24 protein-coding genes are annotated in these 21,862 nt (G+C 36.7%); 11 read left to right on the top strand and 13 right to left on the bottom strand.

Going from position 1 to position 21,862, the window contains the following annotated elements; genetic code table 11:
- Window positions 1-12 precede the first annotated feature (12 nt).
- The gene (locus H344_RS22430; RefSeq protein WP_157378286.1) at window positions 13-141 is read left to right on the top strand and encodes a transposase; all 129 of its coding nucleotides are present in this window, start codon (window positions 13-15) and stop codon (window positions 139-141) included.
- 455 nt (window positions 142-596) lie between these two features.
- On the opposite strand, the gene H344_RS21710 is transcribed toward H344_RS22430, so the two are convergent.
- The 7 genes from H344_RS21710 to H344_RS0113115 all read right to left on the bottom strand — a co-directional run bounded on the left by H344_RS21710 (window position 597) and on the right by H344_RS0113115 (window position 7,762).
- Window positions 597-746: a hypothetical protein gene (locus H344_RS21710; protein WP_157378275.1), complete on the bottom strand. Its 150-nt coding sequence runs from the start codon at window positions 744-746 to the stop codon at window positions 597-599.
- Between the two features lie 650 nt (window positions 747-1,396).
- The gene (gene dsrP / locus H344_RS0113140) at window positions 1,397-2,629 is read right to left on the bottom strand and encodes a sulfate reduction electron transfer complex DsrMKJOP subunit DsrP (protein WP_026810751.1); all 1,233 of its coding nucleotides are present in this window, start codon (window positions 2,627-2,629) and stop codon (window positions 1,397-1,399) included.
- A gap of 91 nt (window positions 2,630-2,720) precedes the next feature.
- Window positions 2,721-3,842, bottom strand: a complete 1,122-nt coding sequence (locus H344_RS0113135) for a 4Fe-4S dicluster domain-containing protein (protein ID WP_026810750.1) — start codon at window positions 3,840-3,842, stop codon at window positions 2,721-2,723.
- A gap of 10 nt (window positions 3,843-3,852) precedes the next feature.
- On the bottom strand, window positions 3,853-4,482 hold the full coding sequence (locus H344_RS0113130) for a cytochrome c3 family protein (protein WP_026810749.1): 630 nt from the start codon (window positions 4,480-4,482) through the stop codon (window positions 3,853-3,855).
- On the bottom strand, window positions 4,472-5,188 hold the full coding sequence (locus H344_RS0113125; RefSeq protein WP_026810748.1) for a cytochrome c3 family protein: 717 nt from the start codon (window positions 5,186-5,188) through the stop codon (window positions 4,472-4,474). Before H344_RS0113125 ends, H344_RS0113130 begins: the two co-directional genes overlap by 11 nt.
- 2 nt (window positions 5,189-5,190) lie before the next feature.
- Window positions 5,191-7,518, bottom strand: a complete 2,328-nt coding sequence (locus H344_RS0113120; protein WP_051254311.1) for a molybdopterin-dependent oxidoreductase — start codon at window positions 7,516-7,518, stop codon at window positions 5,191-5,193.
- 7 nt (window positions 7,519-7,525) lie between these two features.
- Window positions 7,526-7,762: a hypothetical protein gene (locus H344_RS0113115; RefSeq protein WP_026810746.1), complete on the bottom strand. Its 237-nt coding sequence runs from the start codon at window positions 7,760-7,762 to the stop codon at window positions 7,526-7,528.
- Window positions 7,763-8,072: 310 nt separating this feature from the next.
- Between H344_RS0113115 and H344_RS0113110 the strand changes: the two genes are divergently transcribed.
- From H344_RS0113110 to moaCB, 4 genes are all read left to right on the top strand, one after another.
- Window positions 8,073-9,254 (top strand): molybdopterin molybdotransferase MoeA, encoded by a 1,182-nt coding sequence (locus H344_RS0113110; protein WP_026810745.1) that lies wholly within the window; start codon window positions 8,073-8,075, stop codon window positions 9,252-9,254.
- A 10-nt stretch (window positions 9,255-9,264) separates the two neighbouring features.
- Complete coding sequence (locus H344_RS0113105; protein ID WP_026810744.1) at window positions 9,265-9,606, top strand: winged helix-turn-helix domain-containing protein; 342 nt, start codon at window positions 9,265-9,267, stop codon at window positions 9,604-9,606.
- Window positions 9,603-10,349 (top strand): sulfite exporter TauE/SafE family protein, encoded by a 747-nt coding sequence (locus H344_RS0113100; RefSeq protein WP_205667178.1) that lies wholly within the window; start codon window positions 9,603-9,605, stop codon window positions 10,347-10,349. The genes H344_RS0113105 and H344_RS0113100 overlap by 4 nt, the downstream gene beginning before the upstream one ends.
- Before the next feature lie 175 nt (window positions 10,350-10,524).
- On the top strand, window positions 10,525-11,445 hold the full coding sequence (moaCB, locus tag H344_RS0113095) for a bifunctional molybdenum cofactor biosynthesis protein MoaC/MoaB (RefSeq protein ID WP_026810742.1): 921 nt from the start codon (window positions 10,525-10,527) through the stop codon (window positions 11,443-11,445).
- 581 nt (window positions 11,446-12,026) lie between these two features.
- Here moaCB and H344_RS0113090 read toward each other — a convergent pair.
- Window positions 12,027-12,485 (bottom strand): DUF7738 domain-containing protein, encoded by a 459-nt coding sequence (locus H344_RS0113090; protein ID WP_026810741.1) that lies wholly within the window; start codon window positions 12,483-12,485, stop codon window positions 12,027-12,029.
- Window positions 12,486-12,557: 72 nt separating this feature from the next.
- Window positions 12,558-14,666, bottom strand: coding sequence for a sigma-54 interaction domain-containing protein (locus H344_RS21120; protein WP_051254310.1), 2,109 nt, complete (start codon window positions 14,664-14,666; stop codon window positions 12,558-12,560).
- A 298-nt stretch (window positions 14,667-14,964) separates the two neighbouring features.
- On the opposite strand from H344_RS21120, the gene H344_RS0113080 reads away from it, so the two are divergent.
- From H344_RS0113080 to H344_RS0113055, 6 genes are all read left to right on the top strand, one after another.
- Window positions 14,965-15,684, top strand: a complete 720-nt coding sequence (locus H344_RS0113080; RefSeq protein WP_026810740.1) for a pirin family protein — start codon at window positions 14,965-14,967, stop codon at window positions 15,682-15,684.
- 101 nt (window positions 15,685-15,785) lie between these two features.
- Window positions 15,786-16,310: a YceI family protein gene (locus tag H344_RS0113075; protein ID WP_026810739.1), complete on the top strand. Its 525-nt coding sequence runs from the start codon at window positions 15,786-15,788 to the stop codon at window positions 16,308-16,310.
- A 94-nt stretch (window positions 16,311-16,404) separates the two neighbouring features.
- Entirely contained in the window at window positions 16,405-16,686 is a 282-nt protein-coding gene (locus H344_RS0113070; protein WP_026810738.1) for a GNAT family N-acetyltransferase, read from the top strand.
- Between the two features lie 19 nt (window positions 16,687-16,705).
- Entirely contained in the window at window positions 16,706-17,599 is an 894-nt protein-coding gene (locus H344_RS0113065) for a pirin family protein (protein WP_026810737.1), read from the top strand.
- A complete protein-coding gene (locus H344_RS0113060) occupies window positions 17,596-18,171 on the top strand; it encodes a TMEM175 family protein (RefSeq protein ID WP_026810736.1) in 576 nt (191 codons plus the stop codon). Before H344_RS0113065 ends, H344_RS0113060 begins: the two co-directional genes overlap by 4 nt.
- 3 nt (window positions 18,172-18,174) lie before the next feature.
- Window positions 18,175-18,378 carry a (4Fe-4S)-binding protein gene (locus H344_RS0113055; RefSeq protein ID WP_026810735.1) on the top strand — a complete coding sequence of 68 codons (204 nt, stop codon included), beginning with the start codon at window positions 18,175-18,177 and terminating at the stop codon, window positions 18,376-18,378.
- A 764-nt stretch (window positions 18,379-19,142) separates the two neighbouring features.
- Here the strand turns inward: H344_RS0113055 and H344_RS0113050 are convergent.
- The 4 genes from H344_RS0113050 to H344_RS0113035 are packed head-to-tail and all read right to left on the bottom strand — an operon-like array spanning window position 19,143 to window position 21,838.
- Entirely contained in the window at window positions 19,143-19,433 is a 291-nt protein-coding gene (locus H344_RS0113050; protein WP_026810734.1) for a Trm112 family protein, read from the bottom strand.
- A gap of 1 nt (window position 19,434) precedes the next feature.
- Complete coding sequence (locus H344_RS0113045; protein ID WP_034256615.1) at window positions 19,435-20,064, bottom strand: thiamine phosphate synthase; 630 nt, start codon at window positions 20,062-20,064, stop codon at window positions 19,435-19,437.
- 2 nt (window positions 20,065-20,066) lie between these two features.
- Complete coding sequence (locus H344_RS0113040; RefSeq protein WP_026810732.1) at window positions 20,067-21,119, bottom strand: AIR synthase family protein; 1,053 nt, start codon at window positions 21,117-21,119, stop codon at window positions 20,067-20,069.
- 2 nt (window positions 21,120-21,121) lie between these two features.
- A complete protein-coding gene (locus tag H344_RS0113035; RefSeq protein WP_026810731.1) occupies window positions 21,122-21,838 on the bottom strand; it encodes a class I SAM-dependent methyltransferase in 717 nt (238 codons plus the stop codon).
- Window positions 21,839-21,862: the final 24 nt, after the last annotated feature.

The following is a 21,862-nucleotide window of genomic DNA, read 5'->3' as shown; positions in this document are numbered from 1 at the left end:
AAAAAATGGCAGATCAGCAGCATTAGGACTCACCTGCTGAAAATAGGTGCTACCATTAAAATAACCAAAAGAAGAATTTATTACCGGCTCTCCAAAGCCTTTGTGTACCAGCATCTATTCCAGGAATTGCTCTCTGGCTAAAAGTTACTCATCTCACTGTTTATCAGTCTTGGGATACCTATGCCTTATCGGGAAATTTCAACAATATCAGGACTAAAAATAGTCATATCTGCACTAAAATTTACAGAAGGTTCATCTAACAGCTGGAAAACTATCCCGGAAAATTACCTTAATCCAGGGAATGCAAAATTTATCCTCAAATTCCTTGAAGAAAAAACTCTTGGTGAATAATGCGGGTTAACAATCCAGGAGGATAAATTAGATGTTGTCTTATTTGCCGCTTATTATCGAAAATGTAAATACAAAGCCTAAACTTTTACAATAATTGAATGAAAAACCGGAATTTTTTAGTTCAAAAAAAACGTGAAATATTAGTTTTAGGTAGCGTTTAAAATAGTGAAAAACAGAACTATATAGAATATAAAAGGAGGAGGGTACTCAGCATATTGCTTTTACCTAACTAGAATAAAGAAAGTCTAACCTTTAATTTTCTTCACTGATTTTTCATTTTTATTCTTAAGTAACTTGTAAGCTAGATATCCAAATTGGAGTCCAACCAAAATAACTTTGGCTTTTCTTGTTTTAAAAAATAATGACGCTGCACCTAAGAGAAAAGTGGGTTTCATATTGTTTATTTTAGAGATTAATAAAATTGTATTATTTGATTATAAAACGTAGCAATTTTAATCATAATAGACCATTTAATGGAACTGTATATATCTCATTAAATCTTGACATCAAACCAATCAAATAAAAATTAAAAGATTCTGGTCAATTACATTTAATTGCGAAATAGCCTTGCACGTTTTAGGAATTGTAATGTAAGAAGATAAGCGAATATTGATTGCCCCAAAGCCAATAACTATTAATTCATTTAGTAATTGGACGTTAATGTTAAAGGAATAGATGTGCAGAAAATGGCTTTGCTATTTGATGAAAGGATTAGGACTTACTAACAGTAATTTTAGAGTAGATTCCCATGTTAAAATCGAGGTGCGGAAATCCATTAACCCAATGCTAACATATACTAACCAACCGAAAATAGGGTGCAAGCTTATTAGGTCCGAAAGATTGATTCTAGAACGGTATCAATAAACACTAGTTTATAATTAAGATTTATCGAAATTAAAAATCGACCACTCTTGGGTTAAGTTAATGTTCAATTTTTATTACTTAATCAAATATTACTTCAAACGGGATGCTAAAGACTTTAAAACAATGCCTTTTGGGTATTAAAATACCTGTGTTAGTCTTTTCCAAGGGTACGGTTAACTGATTAAACAGTGTCTTTCTTGCTTTTAAATTGTAGTTTCCCCAACTCAATACCAATAGCCGTTTTTGCCAAAATGGTAAAAATAAAAGCACCCAGCGCCCATATACCTAAAGTAACGCCCACCTCTATACCCGTAGGTAAGTACTCTACAATTTTACCGTAAGGACCAGGAATAAAGCCAGGTACTATAAGTCCAAAACCTTTTTCAATCCATATAGCAACAAACAACATTATACAACAGAGGTATAGTACATTTAAATTGTTTCTTAGCTTATTAAATGTAAGCATAGCGGTGGCAATAACATTCAGCGTAATAGCGGTCCAAATCCAAGGTAGTAAAGCTGTTTTTCCATGTAATCCAAAAAAGAGGTAGTAAGCACTTTCACTGTGATGCGTAGGCGCATAAAATTCTTTAAACAATTCTGATATCAACATTATAAGGTTTATCTGAGCTGCAACGGTTACAATCATTGCAATTTTTTTTATGGTCTTTTCCTCTACCTTAAACTCTGTAAATCGCTTTATAATTGCTAATACCAGAATAATCAAGGCCGGACCTGCAGCAAATGCAGAAGCCAAGAATCGAGGGCCTAGTAAAGCGTTGTTCCAGAAAGGTCTTGCCTGTAACCCCTGATATAGGAATGCAGTAACCAAATGAATGGCTACCGCCCAAAATACAGAAAGAATAGCCCCAGGTAAATACACGTTATGCTTTGCCTCTTTCCCTTGGTAATGTCTAAAGAGGATATAGAAAGGGATACTAATATTTATAAAAAGATAGACATTAAGCACTATAACGTCCCATGCTAACATAGATTTAGGGAAGTTAAATACGCCAATTCCCGGGATCATATGCCACAGTACGGCAGGACCACCCATATCTGCTATTACAAAGGCGATACACATTATTAATGCGGATACAGCTAATCCTTCTCCTATGAGTACCGCCTGTTTAAAATCGATATCTTTTAGGATATAAGTTGGCATCACCAACATTACGGCGGCGGCGGCAACACCTACTAGAAAAGTAAAATTAGAGATGTATAGTCCCCAACTAACACGGTCGTTCATTCCAGTAACGCTTAGCCCTTCGTCTAGTTGAATAGAATAGCAGTACATCCCAATTAGAATTACTATGGTTAAAAACCCCATCCATAAATGGTATTTTAGAGAGCCTTTTGTGATGGTATCTAAACTATCTACGACTAAACTTTTTAATACTTTAAATTGTCCCATTCTTATTGTTTTAAATCACTGGAAAGCACATGAGAATACTACCTTACATTTTTGATTTATAATATTTGCAACTACCTTAACTTAATGTTCCTTAGTCCATAAAATACCAGAATTTGGGTTCTGTTCCTAAATCTTCTTTAAGTCTAAAAACTTTTTTGTTTTCTAAGACCCATCTGATACTACTGTTAGGGTCTAATAGATTTCCGAAAATTCGAGCTCCTGTAGGACAGGCTTCAACACAGGCCGGATTTTTACCCTTTCTAGTACGCTGAACACAAAAAGTACATTTTTCCATCACTCCTTTTTTTCGCATTCTATTGCCTAAGTAGTGTTGATTCTTATTGACTTCATTTTCCGGTACTTCGGGTTTACTCCAGTTAAACCTTCTTCCATCATAAGGACAAGCAGCCATACAATAGCGACAACCAATGCACCAATCATAATCTATAACAACTAGACCATCTTCTTCTTTCCAAGTCGCTTGTACAGGACATACGTCTACACATGGTGGGTCGTCACAATGAAAGCATTGGGTTCCCATATAAAAATGACCTTCCTGAGGCACCTCATGGTAATAGTTATCATCCGCTTTATCAAACTTAAAGCCTTCTCCATCTTTCATTTCGTGGATACGGATATATTGCATTTCTGAGTTTCTATCCTGATTGTTTTCCTCTACACAGGCAGATACACAATCCATATAGCCTTGACATTTGGAAATATTAAAGGCGTATCCAAAGAGCACATCTTCTGCAGCATTTTCCGCAGTCATACTAATATTCTTGCCTGTACGTAATTCGTAGGAACGCATCAGCCTATCTACCGTTTTCTTTTTCTCATCGTCGGTCATTAGTTTATAGTTGCCTTTAAACTGCTCTTCCCAATCTATTTGTGCTTTCTCTTTAGCATCGCCACTAGTAGTTAAGCTACAAGAGGTACTAACAGCTCCTGCACCAATAAGCAAGCTTGCAGTAAGTTTTTTAAAGGCAGTTCTTCTGTCCATCTTTACATCAAAAACCTGCTCAAATCCGTCCTTGTGTCGTTCTTCGCCTATAGAAGCGTTTATAGCAGCTTCATAAAACTCCTCTGCGCTGAGTTCTTCCTTATGAGAATTACATCCGCCTTCTGTTTTTCCACATCCGCAACTGCCAGAGGACCCCTTTTTCTTATTAAGACCAAGATCTAAAGAATACCATTTTTTATTTTCACTCATGCTTATATTTTTAGTGATCTAAACCTTCATTACGCTCTATAGCTTTCTTTGTATTAAATTGTGCAGGCCATCGTTGTTTAAAACCTGGATCATGGGGATTATGACATTCCACACAGGTCATAGAGGCTCTGGGTGGAGTCCAGCCTGAAATCTTCTTACCATGGGCACCACCTTTCCAATCTTCAAATTGGGTGGTATGGCATTGGGCGCAAAGTTTATAGCTAAGATTAAAATCTATATTTCTACCAGTCAGGGATTTAAGATTGTTCATGTCCTCGCCATTATGACAAGTAGCACAGTCCATAGTTTCTATATTGGCGTGATTTATAGTTATATCCCAATGTGCTTTTGCTTTATCGGTCCCTTTCATCTGTGAAAGTGGCTTGCTATGGCATTCAATACAGGCAAATGATTTAATCTGTGATTTACGTTCTGGAATCAAAAAAGTATGCTCACCCTCGGTAATTTTAATTAAGTCTCTTCCTGCTAATAGCTCTTCCGAGGTAAGCGTACCATGATAAGGCTTTTCTTCTGCTTTTATTCTATCGCTCACCGAATGATATTCACCTTCGTTTTTGCACGAACTGAGTACTATTATTAGAAATAGTAAGGCGTAATATGTTAGATTTTTATTCTTCATTGGAGGTGTTGAATTGTCTTATGAAAGTATTTATATCCCCATCTATTTTTTTTGAATCCATTGGTAAATGACATTGTCTACAATTAACTCGTTCCGGATGGGAAACTCTAATTTCTTTTGGTGCACTAGGTCCGGCATGACAAGAAACACAGTTCTCTCTCATTTGTAATTGATGCGGAATCATTGGAGGTCCATCTAATAAGGCATTGTTTACTCCTACACCTACCTTTGGGGGTTCTGGTTTTGAATATGCAAATTCTTTAAAAGTGGAGTTTGAAATAATTGCCACATGGCATTGCCTACAGTTAATCATTTCTGGATGGGGGGTAATAGGGGCATAGGCATTATATTTTTCTACAAACCCTCCATTTTGATGACACTGATTACATGTATTGGCTCCATAGCTCATTTCCTTTGCAACAGGGTGTGGAATACTTGGTGGGGCACCTGGATAGGCTCTATTATCATAATACTCTTCCAAGGAACGTTGATGATTTTCATCAATCGGCATTTTGGCATAATCCAGATGGGCGTCCTCTAAACGTCTAAATGCACCACTCTCTGCCGGGATATAATTTCCGGTAGGGGATTCAATAACCGATATATATGCCTCTTCAAAAGATTGTTTATAGCTATAATTCCATATCACTATGAAGGCTATGAATATGATGACGAAAAGTGATATAATTCCTAATCTCTTCTTCATATCTATGCTTTTACAACTTTAACGGCGCATTTTTTATAGTCGGGTTCTTTGGATATAGGGCAAAAAGCATCCAATGTAACATCGTTGATAAGCATATTTTCATCAAAAAAGGGAACAAAAACCTGACCTTTAGTAGGTAGGCCTCGTTCGTTTATAGAGGCAGGAAGCGTACAGGATCCTCTTCTAGAAACAATTTTTATTTTCTCCCCATTTCTAATTCCTAAGGCTTTTGCATCTTCAGGGTGGAATTCAGCATAGGCATGTGGCATAGCTTGGTGCAATACGGGAATTCTTCTAGTCATAGATCCAGTGTGCCAGTGTTCTATAACGCGACCTGTATTTAACCAGAATGGGTATTCCTCATCTGGTTTTTCGGGCGCATCCTCAAAGGGACGTTGCCATATCACTGCTTTCCCATCTGGTTTTCCATAAAAATGAAAATCTTCACCGTTAGAGCAGGCAGGATCATATTTGGCGTTATAGCGCCATTGTGTAGATTTCCCATCTACATAAGGCCAAATAACGCCAGATTCTTTTTTTAGAACTTCTAATGGCGCCATGCCGTGTTTATTACCTTCATGGAATTGGATATACTCATTATAAATTTCTTCAACATGATTTTCCTTACTATATGGAAATAAATCGCCATACCCCATTCGTTTTGCCACTTCAATGAACATCCAAGCATCTGCTGTGGTTTCTCCCGGACCTTCAACCATTTTTTCCCAATACTGTGTTCTACGTTCGGAGTTCCCATAGAGTCCGCCTTTCTCTATATGCCAAGAAGCTGGCAATATTACATCCGCTACATCCGATGTGGGGGTTGGAAAAACATCAGAAACCACTACAAAGCAGGAGTCTTTTTGCATTCCTGGTCTATAGCGCCCCGTTTTAGGTAAGGATACTAGGGGATTAGTGGCTTGTGTCCATATAAATTTAATATCGCCCCGATCTACCGCTCTAAACATTTCTGTTGCGTGGTAAGTGGGTTTAGAAGGAATACGTTCATAAGGAACCTTCCAAATTTTTGCTGCCAACCTTCTATTTTCTTCGTTGGTTACCACCCCTTTTGGAAGCTTATGAGTAAAGGTTCCCACCTCTCTAGCGGTACCACAAGCAGAAGGTTGTCCGGTTAAAGAAAACGGTCCGTTTCCTGGTTGTGATATTTTACCTGTAAGTAAATGAATGTTATAAACAAGATTATTTATCCAAGTCCCTCTAGTATGTTGGTTCATCCCCATACACCAATAAGAAACCACTTTTTTATTAGGGTCTCCAAAAATTCGGGCTAAGTATTTAATGTCTTTAACAGACACTTTAGAATATTTTGATACTTTTTCCGGACTATAATCTTTTAAAAATTCTTTATACGCTTCAAAATCTATTTGTTCTGGCTTATCGGTAAATTCATAGTGATCTTCTAGTCCATACCCCATATTGGTGAGGCCTTTACTAAAAGTACAATGTTTTTCAACGAAGGATTTATTTACCCATCCGTTCTTTATAATTTCATAACATATAGCATTCGCAACGGCAAGGTCGGTTTGCGGTTCAAATAATATAGACCTGTCCGAAGCTGTACTAGAGCGAGTGGTTCTGGTAGCAAAGTCGATTATTTTAGCACCGCGTTTGGTTTTTTGCTCCAGCATTCTAGAAAATAGTACCGGATGCATTTCTGCCATATTGTTTCCCCAGGTTACAAAGTAATCCGCGTAATCTATATCTTCATAACAACCCATGGGCTCATCGGCACCAAATGAGGTCATGAACCCTGTAACGGCACTTGCCATACATAAACGAGCGTTACAATCTAGGTTATTGGTCCCAATAGCCCCTTTCATCAGTTTTGATGCTATATACCCTTCTGGGATAGTAGATTGTCCGGAGGTGTACATGGCTACCGAATCCTTTCCATGAGCTGCAATGGTCTCCTTCATTTTATTGGCTACAATATCCAATGCTTCATTAAGAGGGGTCTTTACATAGCGCCCATTTTTCTTTACCAAAGCATGTTCTAACCGGTCTTTAGATTGGATACACATCGTTTGGTGATATCCTTTAACACACAATAATCCTTTGTTAACCTTACTATTAGGGTCGCCTTTAACCGCAATTGGTTTTCCGTTTTCAACACCTACCAAGATGCCACAGCCAACGCCACAGAAACGGCAAGGTCCTTTTTTCCAATCTAGGTTTGCGTCTTTTGGTATTCCTTTTTCCTGCTCACTAGCAAATATAATACCCGGAAACATGGAGGCAGCAGCAGTCATGGCGGATAGCATGGCCATTTTTTTGATAAAATTCCTTCTATCAATTGGAGACTTTTTCATAATCAAATTAATTTTGGGATACGTTGAAACCAGAGACTAAAGACAATAGTTTTAGACTTTCTAAAGCTTCAATTTTCTCTTTTAGAAGTTCTTCAGATAGTTCATCTGGAGTATCTGTTACTAACGCTAACACATCTTGATTCTTAGCAGGAATAACTTCACATTGCCCAAGACGGATTAATGCTTCCATTAATTCTTCTTTTTTCCCTGGGACAGGATGGGCGAGATAACTTTTTATTGGCATTTCTGGTCAGTTTTAATGTCAATTGGTTGGTCTATACAATATTAATAAAACAGTTAACATAAGATTAACAGTTTCAAATTACGAAATATTACTCATAAAAAAGAATGATAAATCTCAGGTTTTGATATTATGATAAGCGCTATATTTATTCGGAAATAACGGATTTTAGTGAGTTTTAATCTGCTTCGTATTGATAATCAGATGGATGTGGTTGTTTTGTGAAATTTTAATTATTTGTGATTTCCTCAAAATTTTATAAAAATTCTTTTTAAATCTATAGTATGTTGATATCTAAACTTGATATAAAATTATGATAAACGTTAAATCAGCACTAAATCTTGTTTTACAGCATGCCTCTTTAGCAGTAAAAACGGAAGAGGTAGCTCTTAATGAGGCCTTAGATTTTGTGTTGGCCAAGGATGTAATTTCAGAAATAGATATGCCTCCCTTTAGACAGTCGGCTATGGATGGTTATGCGCTGTATATGGGAAAATCTAATTCTTATAAAGTTCTGGGTGAAGTAAAGGCGGGTGATGCTGCAAATCCTGTTTTAAAAGCGGGTGAGGGGGTAAGGATATTTACTGGAGCGCCAGTTCCAGATACGGCTAATACGGTAGTAATGCAGGAGAAAGTAAGGGTAAGTGGAGATAGGATCGTAGTGGATGAGCCATTAAATATTAATCAGAATATAAGACCTAAGGGAGAACAAATAAGAGTTGGAGCAATCGCTTTACCTAAGGGAACTAAAATTAATAGTGCACGAATTGGATTTTTAGCAAGTTTAGGGATTACTACTATTACGGTTTATAAGAAGCCTACCATTTCTATTATTGTTACAGGAAACGAGCTTATAACTCCAGGAAGGAAACTTTCCTTCGGTGAAATATATGAATCTAACGGTGTCATGCTATCCTCAGTACTAAGTGAATTAGGGTATAAGGATGCTAAACTGATTAAAGTGGAGGATGATTATAAGCAGACAAAAGAAGTCCTGCAAAAAGCCATAAACAATAGCGATGTTGTTCTGGCAACAGGAGGTATTTCAGTTGGGGAGTACGATTTTGTAGGCAAAGCATTAAATGCAATAGGAGTAGAAGAAATTTTTTATAAGGTAAATCAAAAACCTGGTAAACCCTTGTTTTTTGGAAAAAAAGGCGGAGTGTCCCTTTTTGCATTACCAGGGAATCCCGCAGCCGCACTAAGTTGTTTTTATATTTATGTGTATCCGCTACTAAAGAAGACTGAAGGCGCATGTAAAACGCAACTTACGCGTATTATCATGCCGTTATCTGCGGATTATTTTCTTCGGGGTAATCGGCCACAATTTTTAAAAGCACAAGTAAACGGAAGTCATGTTCATATTCTGGGCGGACAAAGTTCTGCTATGTTAAGCGCTTTTGGGGATGCAAATGCCTTGGTATACATTCCAGAGGAGGTAACTGAAATAAAAAAAGGAGAAGGTGTAGAAACAATATTATTACCTGCTAAATAATTTATGAGATATGAGTAAGTATAAAATTAAAAGCAGAATTTGGATTGAAGCGGGAGATAATGTTTTTTTGGGGGAAGGCAGAGTGAAGTTATTAAAAGCGATTGATGAAGAAGGCTCTTTATCCAAAGCTGCTAAGTCGCTTGGGATGTCGTACAAAAAAGCTTGGACCTTGGTAGATGCAGTAAACAAATCTGCAACAAAGAAGGTGGTTGTAAAAACCGTGGGCGGTGCAAAAGGAGGGGGAACCAAAATTACCCCGTATGGAAAAAAGCTTATGGAAGCATTTGAAAATATTAATAAGAATTGTTGGGCCTTCCTAGACCAACAACTAAAAGCATTGGATAGTATATGATGATTGATGATCTCAACTTTTTAATATTTCTAGGTATACTTCCAGTGATTGCGTTTTTATATGCTGGGGTTGGTCACGGAGGCGCAAGTGGATATTTGGCATTAATGTCCTTGTTTTCTATGGCTCCAGAAACCATGAAACCTACGGCCTTACTTTTAAATTTATTTGTAGCAGGCACCTCTTTTTTCTTCTATTATAAGGAAGGGTATTTTAATAAAAAACTCTTCCTGTATTTCGCAATTTCTTCTATTCCAATGGCTTATTTAGGCGGACTTATCACTGTGGATGCCAGTCTTTATAAAATTATCTTAGGGATATTGCTGATTTTTGCAATATTAAAGATGTTAAACGTTTTTGGTAAGGAAAATGAGGTTATAAGAGAGGTAAAGCTATGGCAAGGTTTGCTGGTAGGAGGTGTAATAGGTTTCTTTTCGGGCCTTATTGGCATTGGAGGCGGCATTATATTAAGTCCGGTAATTTTATTGTTGCATTGGGGAAAAATGAAAGAAGCTGCTGCGGTATCTGCCCTCTTTATATGGGTTAATTCTGCTGCAGGTTTAGCAGGTCAGTTTACTAACGGCATAGTATTAAATAAGCAGTCGATTTTAATGGTTGCCCTAGCGGTAATAGGCGGATTTCTAGGGAGTTATTATGGTAGTAAAAAAATGAGTAATAAGAATGTGAGGTATATGCTTACTGTGGTATTGATTGCTGCATCCGTAAAATTGATTTTTATACAATGATAAAGGCATCAATCACAGCTTGAGATACTGTCGCAGATCTCAAGGTTTTGAATAGGAGGGGCGATTTGGTAAAAAACGTTGGAATGCCGAATATCTAAAATTTTAAGGCACAAGCAGTAGTAAAACAATTTTGTAGAAGCACAAAATCAAATTAAAGAAAAAGGTTATAGTAATTATGGTAGATATTACACATAAAAACAATACGCTTAGAACAGCAATTGCCCAGGCAATCGTAAAAGTTAGTAAGAAAGAAACAATAGAAGCAATTAATAATAAAACAGTACCTAAGGGCGATGTGTTTGCTATGAGTAAGGCTGCCGGACTTTTAGGGGTGAAAAAAACACCAGATCTCCTTCCAGATTGTCATCCTTTGCCTATCGAATATACTGGGGTCGACTATGAGATTAATGGTTTGGAGATTAAGGTTACCGTAACGATAAAAGCAATCTATAAAACTGGAGTAGAGGTAGAGGCCATGCATGGAGCAAGTATAGTTACGCTAAATATGTACGATATGCTGAAGCCTATAGATAAAGGGATAGAGATTCATCATATTAAACTATTAAAGAAAACAGGAGGTAAGTCTAGTTTTAAGGACAAGTTTAAGCGTGATGTAAATGCGGTGGTTATTGTCTGTTCCGATTCCGTTTACGAAGGTAAAAAAGAAGACAGTGCCGGTAAAGCAATCTTGAATAAACTAGAAGCATGTGAGGTGGGAATTCAGGATTATATTATTATTCCTGATGAGGTCCAAATTATTGAGGAGAAAGCAAAGCACTACCAATCTAATGGAGCCGATTTAATCATTTATACAGGGGGAACAGGACTGTCTAGGCGTGATGTAACACCGGAAGCTTTAGAACCTCTCTTAGACCGTAGGATTCCAGGAATAGAAGAAGCGATTAGAAAATATGGTCAAGATCGTATGCCGTATGCCATGTTGTCTAGAAGTATTGCTGGAACTATAAAAAACACCTTGGTCCTTGCCTTACCGGGATCTACTAACGGGGCACGCGAATCTATGGATGCAATATTCCCGTCGGTGTTACATGTTTTTAGAATTTTGAAGGGCGCGAGGCACGATAAAACAAAATAGGAAGTTATAAGAGGAAAGTCCTTGATTTAGATTGTAACTTAAGGAGATAGAAGCAAAGGAGGTCTTTTGATCTTCGGGTTTTTCACTTTTCTAGCATCTGGGCTGCTATCATTACAGGAAGAGTTGCTTACAGATGTTTTACAATCTATAACATGATCCTTTACAGATAGTCCTAAAAGACAGTAAAAAAACAAAGGGAACAAAAACAATTTAAATCGTTCCTAGTTCCCTTTGCGATCATGTTTTCCCCAAGTCAGCATTACCTGATAAGTTCAACGGGTATTATCTCAGCCATCAAATGTTCAACAGCACCCCGAAACACGATTATTTAAATATACAAAAAATAATTCACTTATATACTCAAAAGTGTAATTAATTGTGTTAAAATTTCAAATAAATTTAAAATAGGCCAAGAATCTGTATGCTATTCGCAGGTTTAGAGGCTATTATCTTCAATTTTGCAGATTGTTTCCCTGAAATAAGTAGATTAGTATCCCAACTTCTTGTTTTGTAATGGTGTACATTTTATCTGGGTATGCTCTACGGTAGTTCACTTATTAGCCCACCTTTTTCTCACAGAATTATGATTTCTTATAGTCGGGATTCCAGCCCAAGGCTATCGCAACCTGATTTTGATCTTTTATTACAGAACGAATCATATAAGGTCTGTCGCTACTAACATTCTGAATGGAATCTATAATAGGTTGCCCATCGATAATTACCGTTCCTTTAAAATTGATTTTGGGTTGATGCCCAAGACCATACCTATTATCTTCCACTAGTAATAGCATCAACATATTATCTGGGGTAGCAGTGGAGCAGTAGATACCATGATTATCCCATAAATACACTTTATTTTTGGAGTTTCTTACGGATTCAATCCTATTCGGTTTGCCTAATATGGCTTCTAGCGTAGAGTAGTTGGTAGGGAATTGTATGTTGGAGTTATTAATTCGTATTGAATTAGCATCACACTCAACAACAATCGGTTCTTCCTTTTTTTTTCTTTTGCTCAGATCTCTAAAATCGAATATTCCCATAGCATGCAATATATTTTATTTTTCTGAGTAAAGTAAATTTTCACATTAAAGAAAGGTGTTAACTATTAATTTCTAATCCTTAAAAATGGTCTCCTTTTTAATACCAAGCTTGTTTATTCTGGCAAATAGGGTTTTTGCGTTCATATCTAGAATACCCGCAGCGCCATTTTTACCACTCACCTTTCCCTTAGTATGTTTTAAAACGGTTATTATATGTCGCCTTTGCGCCTCCTCAAAAGTTAGCAACTCTATATCTTCGGTGGTTCCGGAGTCGGTGGGCATCCAGCTTCCGGTATTTAATGTGGCGCCACTTTCAACGATCACAGCACGCTCAATTAAATTTTCTAATTCTCTAATATTACCAGGGAAATTATAGGCCATTAGTGCATCTACTGTTTTTTTGGACAACCGTTTAAACGCTTTCCCTGCTTTGGCTGAATATTTTTCTAAAAAGAATTTCGCAAGTAGGGGAATATCCTCTTTCCGATCTCTGAGGGGGATATTGTATATAGGAAATACATTTAGCCTGTAATAAAGGTCTTCCCTAAAAGTACCTTCTTTTATCATGTCTTCTAACTTGCGATTGGTGGCAGCAATAACGCGCACATCTACTTTAATGGTTTTAGTACCGCCTAATTCATCAAACTCACCTTCTTGTAAAACGCGTAATAATTTAGATTGTAAGTCAATAGGCATCTCACCAATTTCATCTAGAAAAATGGTCCCCCCGTCTGCTAAAGTAAACTTCCCTACCTTGTCTGTTACAGAACCGGTAAAAGCTCCTTTTTTGTGTCCAAATAACTCACTCTCAATAAGTTCTTTTGGTAAAGTAGCACAATTCACTTTTATCAAGGGTCTATCCTTTCGCGAACTATTGGTATGTATTGCACTTGCTAATAACTCCTTTCCTGTACCAGATTCCCCGGTAATAAGAACGGTAGTATCAGTTGGTGCTACTAGATTTACTTGTTCTAGGACTTTTGCATAATTATCACTCTTACATACAATATTACTGGCATTTATTCTTTGACTTATTTCTTCCTGTAAATATTCGTTTTCACTTTCTAAACGTTCTTTCAAGGATTTAATTTCCTCTAATGCTTCATACAATTTTAGATCACGCTTTTTTCGCTCAGTAACATTTCTAATTACGGCACAATTATAATCTTCATTATTAAAACGTAGATGATTGGCCGTGATATCAACAGGAAATTTGGTGCCGTCTTTTCTAACTACCAACCATTCAAAACGCAAAGAGCCTTTTTCAACTATTTCTTTAAAATGTGATGTCCACCAATCTTCATTCACCGACGGATCGATATCAAAAATGGTCGCATTGTCGAGTTCCTTTTTTCTATAGCCTAGTTGTTTTACTACCGATTCGCTATAATGAAAGAATTCCCCCTTTCTATTTAGTACATATATTAAATCTTCTGCATTATCTATAACTGCCTTAAATAGTTGAAGTGCATTTTCTTTACGTTGTTGTTCCGTTATGTCTTGATAAATACCAAGTATTTTATAAACCTTATCACCTTTTAAAACGGGTCTAGCTACTGCTCTAATAAATCTAGAAGGACTCTCATTTGTTTCTAGTACTTCATCATACGCAGCGGCTTTTCTCATTACGCCAAGTAAAAGGCTTTTTGCTTTTTCACTATCCTTAAACCTATGTATAATATTAGCGGGGGCTAGGGCTTCCGATTCTTGTGCGTCAAATATCTTTAAAGCCTCTGTAGTAGTTATTAAATTACCATCTTGAATGTTTAATTTCCAACCCCCTACATTGGCAATGGTTTCTGTCTTATCTAATAAATTTTTATAAAAACTAGAGTCGGTAATATCATTTACAATAGCGCAAATGATATTTTTTCTATTATTTGAGAAAAATTGAGCAAATACTTCAACTTCATAAAATTTCCCTCCTTTATTCTTGTGAGTTGCCCTAAAATAGTGAGTATGGTTGCTTTTTACGGTGTTCCAATGCTCCTGCCAGCTTTCTTTGGTGGCTGTGGTATTAATATCAAAGATGGAAAGCTTTAATATTTCCTGCTTTTTATAACCTAATCTACTGTAACACTTAGGGTTGGCGTATAAAATGTTGCCTTCTTCATCTAACCAAATAACTTCATAGGGTAGGGTCTCAACTAACCATTCTTTTACTTCAGATTCTGCTATCATACCTAAATTATTATAAAAACACCTCGTAAAAATACATTTAAATTTCTCATATAATAGAAAATTCTCATTAAATAGAATGTATTTCTTATAGTAAAAACTCTATATTACTGATAATCAAATCTTTGGATGTTTGGCACGAGATTAGCTTATTATATGTCGAACGAATCGATTATTAATTGATTAGACGATATAAGAAAGTCCATTTAGAAATAAGAGGTTCTGTTTTAGAAAACGTTTCTCAGGCAGAAACAAAAAGGAATAATTAAGATACAATATTTATTAAAAAGGAGAAAAGAATATGAAAAAAGTAATTCACAAAGCAGATACCAGAGGAAATGCAGATCACGGTTGGTTAAAATCTAGACACACCTTCAGTTTTGCAAATTATTACAACCCAGAGAGAATGAATTTTGGAGTATTGCGTGTACTAAATGATGATACTGTTTCTGAAAGTATGGGGTTTGGGACACATCCTCACAGGGATATGGAAATTGTTTCTATTCCATTAGAAGGAGACCTTAAGCACCAAGACAATATGGGGAATGAGACCATTATTAAAGCAGGTGATATCCAAGTAATGAGTGCTGGTACGGGTGTAATGCATTCCGAATATAACAATAATCCAGATCAGCCTGTTAAGTTTTTGCAGATTTGGGTAATTCCTAACAAGCAAAATGTTCAACCACGATACGACCAGATAACACTTAATACGGCCGATCGTAAGAATAAATTGCAACAGGTTTTATCTCCTAATGCAGATGATGCAGGAGTATGGATCCATCAAAATGCTTGGTTTAATATGACCAATCTTGATAAGGATAAAGAAGTGCAATACAACTTAAACGATGCCGAAAATAATGGAGTATATGCCTTTATCTTAAAGGGAGACGTTACTATAAACGGTGAAAAGCTTAACGAAAGAGACGGACTTGGAATATGGGATGTAGATGCCTTGGATATAAAAGCAGATAGCGATACAGAGATCCTATTAATGGAAGTTCCAATGAGCTTAAACTAGTTGTAAGTATAAAGAAAATAACCTCTATAGGGAACATATAATCCCAGGAATGGTTTCAATTATCACAATAAATTAAATATTAATTTTTAAATATGAAAAACATGTCAACAGAAGTAAAAACAAAATGGAGTATTGATACAGCACATTCAGAAATCAGCTTTAAAGTAAAGCACATGATGATTTCTACAGTAACTGGTCATTTTGAAGAGTTTGATGCTACCGCTGAAACTGATTCTGATAAATTTATCAATGCAGATTTCAACTTTACAGCAAAAACAGCATCTATCAACACTAAAAACAAAGATAGAGATGCGCATTTAAAATCAGATGATTTTTTCAATGCTGAGAAATATCCTGAAATGACTTTCAAGTCTAAATCTTTTGATGGTAGCACACTTGTAGGAGATTTAACTATTAGAGATGTGACTAAAGAAATTGAATTAGATGTAGATTTCAATGGTATCGCAGTAGATCCTTACGGACAAACAAAAGCAGGTTTTGAAGCTACTGGAAAAATAAATAGAAAAGATTTTAATCTTACTTGGAGTGCAGTAACTGAAGCTGGCAGTATAGTGGTAAGTGACACTGTGAAATTAGTAATCGACTTACAGTTTACAAAGAAGTAATCGGTTAGCAGGTTCTTTAAAGTGGGATTGGGTTAGTAATTAATTCAATCCCATTTTATATTTATATTAGAATTATAATTTTAAACCCTATATTATGGAGATCACAATAAAAGAATTAGATAATAAAGGCTTTGCAATGGCAAGGGAAAATGACAAAAGAGCTGGAATTATGACCTATTCTGTTGCAGGTAAGGAGCAGATAATTATTGACCATACAGAAGTGGAGCCCGAATTTAAAGGTAAAGGTGTTGGAATGAAGTTGTTGCATAAAATAGTAGAGATGGCTAGAGAAAAAAACATAAAAATTTTACCTTTATGTCCGTTTGCCAATGCCATGTTTAAAAAGCATGAGGATATACGTGATGTTTTAAAATAATTTGAATAAAATATAAAATATGTCTAACACCGAATTAATTATAGAAGAACGGGCTGCCGATATAGGTAATTTTATGGTCGGACGTTTATTGCCGTTTAGGCAAAAACGAGCAGTGGGACCCTTTACGTTTATTGACCATATGGGGCCTGCAAAAATGAGTAAAGAAGAAAGCTTAGATGTTGCGCCACATCCGCATATAGGTTTATCTACCCTTACCTATTTGTTTCAAGGCTCTATTCAACATAAAGACAGTCTAGGTTCTGATATTGAGATTAAACCTGGGGCTGTGAATTGGATGACTGCTGGTAAAGGGGTAGTCCATTCGGAGAGAACCCCAGATTATTTAAGGGATTCCGAAAAAACACTACACGGCCTGCAAATCTGGGTGGCACTGCCCAAGCATTTGGAGCAAATGGAACCTAGTTTTGCCCATATTGAAGAAAATGAAATTCCGCAATGGAGCGAACAAGGGGCGCAATTTAAATTAATAGCCGGTACTGCTTTTGGTAAATCTTCTCCTGTTCCTGTGCATAGTGAGATGTTTTTTATAGAAATTAAAAGTACCTATAAACAGCAAATTACCATTGGAGAAGACCTGTATGGTGAAAGTGCCTTATATATATTGAATGGTAGTATTAACTCTGAAGGCCACAATTACGGTCCCAAGCAAATTTTAGTGGCTAAGGATAGCACCTTGTGTTCCTTTGAAATGGAGCCAGAAACAACCATTTATATTTTTGGGGGAATTCCTTTTGAGGAGGAACGTTATATCCATTGGAATTTTGTGAATTCTGATAAAGAAGTTATAGAAAAAGCGAAAAAAGATTGGGAAGAACAAAATTTAGAAGCTTTTCCTAAAGTAGTGGGTGATGAAAACGAATACGTACCGCTTCCAAAGCCACGTAGAATATGAAAACAGGAAGACTAGAAGCCTTTAGTGATGGTGTATTAGCCATTATCATTACTATTATGGTGTTGGGGATGAGTGCGCCAGAAGGGTATACTTTTGAGGCCTTAAGACCCATACTTCCGGTCTTTCTTACTTATATTCTGAGTTTTATATATGTTGGAATTTATTGGAATAACCATCATCATCTATTACAAGCAGTTAATTTGGTTAATGGGAAAATCTTATGGGCAAACCTGAATTTACTGTTTTGGCTTTCGCTTTTTCCCTTTGCAACAGACTGGATGGGAAAAAACTATTTTGAAGATAACCCCACTGCAATTTATGGCGGAGTGTTGCTTATGGCAGCTATTGCCTTTAAAATTATGGTGTACTGCGTAATAAAGAATGAAGGGAAAGAATCTAATATTGGAAAGGTATATAACAACGATAAGAGAATGAATATCTCATTGTTCTTGTATTTAGCCGGTATTGTAATCTCATTTTTTCTTCCTATAATAAGTTTGCTAATATATTTAGGGGTTGCCCTTATGTGGATTGTACCCGATCCTAGGATAGAAAGAACATTAAAAGATTAAAGTATGGACACAAAGGAATATTCAAACGGAGAAATCACCATTTTATGGCAAACCGATAAATGTATCCATTCGGGAATATGTGTTAAAACATTGCCCAAGGTTTATAATCCTAAAGAGCGACCATGGGTAAAGCCTGAAAATGCCACTACAGAGGAGTTGTTAGACCAAGTGTCTAAATGCCCTTCTGGTGCGTTGAGTATTAAATAGTCATTCAAATTCCTTGATTAACTACTAAATGAAAAAGTAGGCTTAAAACAATTCGCGAAGCTTATCGATTAGTTATCCTGATCCGCAGAATAGGTTGAAAAAGCTCCGAGATTCAGCTTTTTTATTTTCAAAAAAGCGCGGAGTTTTTAAACCGGTTTTTAGATCTAATCTAGGACCGATCGGAAAATGCAACGATTTGCATTTGTAGTGAGGGGCCAGTTGGCGCGTTGGCCATCGCTACAGCTGGCTCCTTAAAACAAAGGTACACCGTACCTTCGCTTTAATGCCCTGTTCGTTTTATTCATTGTCTACTATTTTACATTAAGGTATTCATGAACCTCCTACGTCGGTTTCTTTGGACAAGCAAAGAAAATGAAAGAATATAATTGGGAGAGATACAGTTAAACGAATATGATAATTTCTATTTAATTGAAAGATATTCAAGTTGCTTTATGTAGATAAACTCAACAATTGTTCATTATTCAGACTAATTAATATTTCACCCCTTAATTAATAAGTAATTATCCATTCAAAAAACATATAAAACTTTATAATAAAATAAATAAAAAATCTCCAACCTATTTAAATAAGTTGGAGATTTTTGCTTTAGGAAACTGTAGTATGTAACTATCTGTAATTTTCAACACCTAATAAGTGTCTCTATTACACCTCCATATCATTTAGCGCAATACGTAAACCACATTATCTACATGGCGTGAAGTATTATGGGATAAAAGAAATGGGTTTAAAAAGTGTACGGTTATCTATACCTTTTCGATTGCTATCACTTTGCCCTCAACGATCTTAAATTCCTCCCCTTGATCTTCCAACAATTTTTCCCATTTTTCCAGCATCGGTTGTTCTCGTTCAAAATCCCTGTATTCGTCCGGACTCATAATTGGGATCCCAGTGACAATGGGGTAAACACGACTGCATTCCCCACAAGAAAGTAGGCCCTCTAAAATATTATCCTGATCGTCTTTTGTAATAATTCTCAACGTTAAATCTGCCTTATCAAAAGGGCAACACAATTTCTCTATAGTTTCTATTTTCATTTTATTTGTTTAATTTTTTACGGTATTCGTTTATGGCTTCTTCGGGATGCGCTGCATTCATAATTCCAGATATCACGGCAATCCCATGATAGCTTAGTTCGTCTAATTGATTAATATTTTCTGGAGCAATTCCCCCTGCTAAAAAGAGGGGTTTATCAAAAATTTTCGCTGCCTTTTTTACAGTTTCCTGGCTCACTATTTCACAATCGATCGCACTAGGAGAGGTGAACATGGAGCAGAAAGAAATATAATCTAACTGATTGTCGGCTGCCCATTTAACATGGTCCAAATTATTTCCGCAGGTAAGTCCAATAAGGACCTCGTTATTGATTTCCTTTTTAATCTCCTCTAGCTGAGTTGGAATTTCATCAAAATGAATTCCGTCTAAATCCATGGTTTTTAAAAACTCCCATCGGTTGTTGATAAAAACTGGAGTGTTATGATTTGCGCATAGCGTGCAAATTTTCTGTACAAGTCCCTCTACGTTCGTTACGTTTTTAAAATTGTCCCAAATCTGAACAGCAGCAATTCCCTTTTCCAGGCTTATTTGTAGTTTTCTTAATAAGGTTAACTCTTCCATAGAAGGGTCAACCACTAAATAAATACCTGCTTTAATAGATTTTTTATTCATAATTATTTCCATTCTTGCTGTAATGCTTTGAAAAAAGCCCCCCAATAAGGATCCTTTTCATTATAAATTAGGTCAGATTGGTTTCCTTTTTCCATGAGCGTTATCCCCTTATTCTTTTCTGTAATTTCTCCAACTTCGGTGCAAGGGATATTATTGGCTTCAAATTGTGCTAGGATTTTAGCTTTCGCTTCTTTTTTACAGCTGATTACCATGGCGCCAGCTCCTATAGAATAACGGGGATCAATAGAGAACACCTCACATATTCTAGATTGCGTTTCTTCAACGGGTAGTTTATCATTATAAATTATAGCCCCATTACCAGAGGCTACGGCTAACTCATAAATAGCACCTAGCACCCCACCTTCAGTAACATCGTGCATGGCAGTAACACCATTGTCTGTTCTATCACTTACAGCGGTTAGCGCATCTTTCATAACAGAGATATCATAAAAGGACTCACAGGCCTTATTATAATGCTCGGTACCCACTTTGTTCTTTACCGTTTTGGGAAAGCTCATAGCCAAGATAGCGGCAGAAGAAATAGCGCAGCATTTACTGACTAAGATAATATCGCCAACTGATGCCAACTTCGTTGTGAGCAATTCATTTTGTTTCGCAATAGTCGTAAAAGTAGCTCCGCCGGCAATAGTGGAGTTATTCCCTTCTACAAAGCCCGTATGTCCGCCTGTAATTGCAATTCCCAGGTCCGAACAAAATTGATGTATATAATCCCAATACACTTCAAAATCTTTTTGGGAGAAAGTAGCCGGAAGGTTTAAAACAAACTGACCGTACATAGGGGAAAATCCTGTAGTGGCTATATCATTGGCTGCCAGCTGTACAGATAACCAAGCCGATTCCTTTAATCCAAGGGACGGGATAAGCGATAGGGGGTCACTGGCCATTGCCATAGCCATTCCATTGGGCAAACTTATTATAGAAACATCTACCCCAAATTGTGGTCCGGCAATCACCTCCTGTCTATGCTTTCCGCACTTATCCGCAATAAACTGCCGGAAATCGGTATGCGTAATTTTTCCTGTTTGTACTTCCATAACTAGTCATTAAACTTTACGTACAGCGCAAAAAAGTCGCCTATAGGTACATTCCATTTTTGTACGGGAAACCATTTTGGGAGTCCTGTTGTGGTCCACTCAATGGAATAATCTCTCCCTTCCAAAGCTTTGTCAATAGTTTTTATTAAGGTTTTGGGCGTATAAAAGGTGGCAGTCACATAAAACTCGTTCTTTCCAAAAAGCTGTTGTGTTCTACGTCTGATTAGTTTAGGGGTATTCCGGTTCATCATCCCCATAATAATTCCATGCCTTCCCACTCGGGCTGCTTCACGGATTACTTTTACCGGGTCTTTATAATATTCAAAGGTGGTAATAAAGGCTAAAGCATCAAACGTATTGTCTTTAAAGGGGAGGTGGTGGGAGTCTGCCATTACCAAATCCCCATCAAAACGATGCAAGGCTTGGGAGAGCATAAAGGGAGAAATATCGCCCCCTGTGGCTTCAATTCCAATATCTTTCCACCAACGTGTAAATCGGGTAGTACCACATCCAAATTCAAGTAAGGTTTTTACGCGGGTATCTTTGGAGATAAGTTGCTCCAATATCTTTTTCTGCCAAACTTCGGCACGTTTGTAAGGCCCCTCATAATATTCCTCATAGGTATCTGTATATTTCCTATTAAAGAACCATTCTGACCTTCCTTGCCAAGTCTGAGTCTTTTCGGGTACAAGTTGTTGATTGACTTTTTCTATTTCCATTGTTATAATTCTTTTAAAAATTAA

The organism is Arenibacter latericius DSM 15913, from assembly GCF_000424985.1.
In the GTDB taxonomy this organism is placed as follows: domain Bacteria; phylum Bacteroidota; class Bacteroidia; order Flavobacteriales; family Flavobacteriaceae; genus Arenibacter; species Arenibacter latericius.
The sequence above is the reverse complement of the archived record's forward strand: the minus strand, read 5'-3'. Positions and strand labels throughout refer to the sequence as shown.